This is a genomic window from Methyloceanibacter sp. (genome assembly GCF_058506495.1).
Genome location: NZ_JBZMXT010000132.1, coordinates 1 through 3,920 on the forward strand (window position 1 = coordinate 1; position 3,920 = coordinate 3,920).

Here is a 3,920-nt window from a genome sequence, read left to right on the forward strand (position 1 = left end):
CACTCAGAGCAGATACGTAGGCAACCGGTAGCACCGGTTGAGCTGACCCCACTAAGCAGGGCCGCCCCTCGCCTGCAGACAGCCGGTTCCCCGCGTGGCTTCCTGCAGCCTCATGCGCTGATCTACGGAGCCCAGCTGACGTTGGGATAGACTGCGTTCCATAGGCGTGGAAGGTGCCTTACAGTCTGGTGGTTTCATCAATTGGAGTAGGTGAATGCACGCCCAACGTGGCCGATTCTCTGCAGTCTGCGGCGTAACCTTTGGGCTCGCGATGATCTCGGTCGTTTGCGTCACGGCTCCTGCGGCGGCGCAGCAGCCCGACGGCAGTGGCACCTGTGTCGATGACGCCATGATTGTTTTTGATGCGTCAGGCTCCATGTCGGGCAATCAAGCGCCGGGCATAGCCAACGCACCCCCTCGTATCGACGAGGTGCGATCAGCCTTGGCAAAAGTCCTGCCAAGCGCGACGCAATACCGCCGAGTTGGACTTGTGACCTATGGTCCAGGCCCTGCGGAACAGTGCAATGTCAAACTGAACTTTCCTCCCGCACAAAATGCGACCTCCCGGATCATGGATACCGTCAACGAGATGGTGCCCGCGGGAGATACACCTCTCACAGCTGCCGTTCAGGAAGCGGCGAATGCGCTCGATTTTCGGCGGAGGCGGGGTGTCATTGTTGTCGTTACGGATGGCGAGGAAACGTGCGGTGGGACTCCGTGCCAACTCGCCGAAGACCTTCGCGCTGTAGCGGAGGGACTGACAATCCATGTCATTGCCTCTCGCTACCATAGTTTTTCATGGAGAGGTGCCAACCATGCGGCGGAACTCGGCTGTCTTGCCGAAGAGAGCGGCGGCATCTACGTGAAGGCCAACTCCGAAGACGAGCTGATTGAAGCGCTCAGGGAGACACTTGATTGCCCCCGATTGTCGAAGAGCCTCAACGCGCCAATGCGGTGAAGCACGCGTACTCCGCTGCCTAGAGCTCCGGTGGCGCGTAGCGTAAACCGTGTTGCTTGAAGATCTCCTCGATCTTCCCATCGTTGACGGCCGCCACGAGGATGTCGTCGATCGCGTAACTGAGTGGCCGCCAATTGTGGCGGACTGCCACGCCGAGCGTCCAGGAGTCCCGGGCCAGGCCCGGCAAGGGCGGCGTATGAATGGCCAACCCGTCCGAAAGCCCGACCTCAAGCTCTCCAATCGGTCCCATGACCGCTGGAATGTTGCCAGCGCGTAGCTCCGCCATCGCCTTCGTGTAGTCGGGATACCGCCGGACGTTCGGCTGCACTTGGCCTCTCGCTAGCCCCGACAGGTAGAAGTCCGAGATCGTATCGTTTTCGACGCCCACCAGGTCGTAACGGAAGTAAGCGGGCGAAGGTGCGCCATCGGGATACTTGGCTTTATCGTAGGCGATCCCGATTTTCTCAGTGAAATAAGCGCCGTTCAACACGACTTGTTCGTTGCGACATGCCAATACGCGGTCGTCCGGGACGTGCAGCATGACATTTGCAACGGGGCCACCTACGACCGGGCCGCGCCAGACGTTGTTGCGTAAGTCAGCGTCAACATTCTCGTCTGCCGACCGGACAAGGAAGCGTGCCTCGACGCCCAGCTCGTCGGCGATCAGCCGGCCTATGTCGATGTCCACGCCTTTGAGTTTGCCTCCCTCGGAATAGGAGTAAGGCGGGTAATCCTCATAGACGGCAATAACGATCCAACCTCTTGCGACAATGTCGTCGAGGCTCTGGCCGATGACGTCCCGCCCCACATTCTGAGGTTTCTGCTTCGCGCCAATTCCAGACTGAACATCTGGACAATTTTGTGCGGCCACCGGCTGCGCAAATGTCAGGAGCGCCAGAAAAGCCAGTAGAAAGATCATTTCGCCGCAGGCAATCCAATCGTGAGGATTTCGGCGGCAGCCGCTACACCGGCGTCACTACCGTCCAAGGCGGCAGCGGCGCGCCTCGGTGCGGAGTCGGCTTTCGGCGCCCCCGATGCTGTCTCGAGCTTTCCGGCAATCTCTACAAGACTATCCTTTACGGTGGTCAGTTGCTCTGCGTTGCTTTCCGCTGATTTCCCGGACGCAACGTGCTCGTTCAACGCATCGCGGTGCCCTTGGAGCGTGTCCAAATGCGGTTCCATCGCATTCTCACCGGGCCGGGTCTCCGTGTACGTTCTAATCGCCCAAGCGGCCTCCTGCCCCAGCAATTCGCCGAAACCTGGCATCTTCGTTATGCCGTTCTGGGTATAGCCATTCCTAAACCTCTCAAGGTACCACTCGTCGCCGGACATATTGGCCTCAAGCTTCCGCAAGTCAGGGGCCAAACCACCGGAAACCGCGCCCAATCCATGGCAACGGGCACAATTTTGATTGTACGCGGATGAACCGACTTCAAGTGCCGCTTCCCAATACTCGCCGTTCGGATCGCGCCACGGATTTTCTTCCAGCCACTCTTCGCCAAGACTGGGCAGCCCCGACGTGTCGACAGCCTGAGGCGTCACATCGCCGTGCGCTCGAAGTTCGATTGTTGCGAAAGACCAGACGACTGCAGTTACAGAAGCAAGTAGGCCGAGCGGCAGCAAATGCTTGGGCGTGATCATCAACATCCTCCCGAATGTCTCTATCAATTTTGCACGTTGTTTTTGCTTGTTTTACCAGACCGGCTCGCTAGACCGGAAGATGGAGTTTGGTCTAACAATACTAAAGTCCAAGAGATGAAGTTGGCTCAAGTACGATCAAGTCCGGGGGGTCCGGAAACTCGAAAAGTGAGCCTGAGAGCTTGAAGCATTTAGTATCGTCGTCGTGGTACCAGTTTTCTGTAGCTGCTTGCCTTGGGTTGGCATTGCTCTTTGCTGACGGCAAATCTGCGGTCAGCGCAGAACTAGCAGTGACCATCGGTTATTTGGAACGTGTCAAGCCACCCGTGGCCGTTCTCTCCAACCTTGAGACGATACCGGCGGACCAGGGACTCGCCGGCGCCGAGCTCGGCGTGGCGGACAACAACAAGTCCGGCAAATTCCTGGGCCAAGAATTCATTCTCGAACAACGTATCGTTAAGCAGGAGGCAGACGTACTTGTCGCAGCGCGCGAATTGCTCGTACGCACAAGGCTGCTCTTGCTCAACATGACCTCCGAGGATTTGCTCGCAGTCGCTGATCTGCCTGAAGCGAAAGACGCACTACTGATCAATATATCCGAAGCTGACGTCGCTCTTCGCGACAAGTCTTGCCGCAAGAACCTTCTGCATACCGTCCCTTCGCGCGCGATGCTGGCCGACGCGCTTTCGCAATTCGCCGTCCAGAAGAAGTGGACACGATGGGCTCTTGTCGAAGGCCCCGAGCCCGAAGACAGAGCCTTTGCCGAGGCACTCGAAAAGAGCGCCGATAAGTTTGATATCGATGTGCGTGGCCGGCAGGTCTGGGACTTTGGTGCAGACATGCGCCGGAGCGCAGCTCAAGAAGTTCCCTTGTTTGTTCAGAGCTTCCCCGAGCACGATCTACTCGTTGTTACCGACGAGCGCGGCGATTTTGGCCGTTACTTGCTCTACAACGGTTGGATCCCCCGTCCCGTTGCGGGATCAGAAGGCCTCAGACCCGACGCTTGGAGTAGCGCGGTCGAGCAACATGGCGCAGCGCAATTGCAACGCCGCTTTAAGGGAGCGGCTGGTCGGTGGATGCGCCCGATTGACTATGCGGCGTGGGTCGCCGTGCGAGCAATTGGCGAGGCGGTAACTCAAACAAAGTCGAACGACCCGGCCGTACTGCGTGCCTATATTTTATCCGGAGACTTCGAGCTCGCTGGTTACAAAGGCCGCAAGCTCAGTTTCCGGCCGTGGAACGGGCAATTGCGTCAACCAATTCCACTCTCACACCCGAGGGCGGTGGTTTCTCAGGCGCCCCTTGAAGGTTTTCTGCATCAATC

General features: G+C 58.2%; 4 protein-coding genes. 2 read left to right on the plus strand and 2 right to left on the minus strand.

Translation table 11 applies throughout. The annotated features are described in order from the left end of the window. Nucleotides 1–214 precede the first annotated feature (214 nt). Nucleotides 215–958, plus strand: coding sequence for a vWA domain-containing protein (locus AC33YF_RS13105; RefSeq protein WP_491777654.1), 744 nt, complete (start codon nt 215–217; stop codon nt 956–958). Nucleotides 959–977: 19 nt separating this feature from the next. Here AC33YF_RS13105 and AC33YF_RS13110 read toward each other — a convergent pair whose 3' ends face one another. Both AC33YF_RS13110 and pedF read right to left on the minus strand, forming a co-directional pair. After that, nucleotides 978–1,877, minus strand: a complete 900-nt coding sequence (locus AC33YF_RS13110) for a substrate-binding periplasmic protein (RefSeq protein WP_491777655.1) — start codon at nt 1,875–1,877, stop codon at nt 978–980. Next, nucleotides 1,874–2,599, minus strand: coding sequence for a cytochrome c-550 PedF (pedF, locus tag AC33YF_RS13115; RefSeq protein WP_491777656.1), 726 nt, complete (start codon nt 2,597–2,599; stop codon nt 1,874–1,876). The genes AC33YF_RS13110 and pedF overlap by 4 nt, the downstream gene beginning before the upstream one ends. Before the next feature lie 287 nt (nt 2,600–2,886). Between pedF and AC33YF_RS13120 the strand changes: the two genes are divergently transcribed. Further along, the coding region (locus AC33YF_RS13120) for an ABC transporter substrate-binding protein (RefSeq protein WP_491777657.1) at nt 2,887–3,920 on the plus strand (1,034 nt) is incomplete at its 3' end.

Excerpts from the sequence above, each read along its gene's own strand:
- AC33YF_RS13105 (WP_491777654.1), top strand. The coding sequence starts at position 215 with ATGCACGCCCAACGTGGCCGATTCTCTGCAGTCTGCGGCGTAACCTTT.
- AC33YF_RS13110 (WP_491777655.1), bottom strand. The coding sequence starts at position 1,877 with ATGATCTTTCTACTGGCTTTTCTGGCGCTCCTGACATTTGCGCAGCCG.
- pedF (WP_491777656.1), bottom strand. The coding sequence starts at position 2,599 with ATGATCACGCCCAAGCATTTGCTGCCGCTCGGCCTACTTGCTTCTGTA.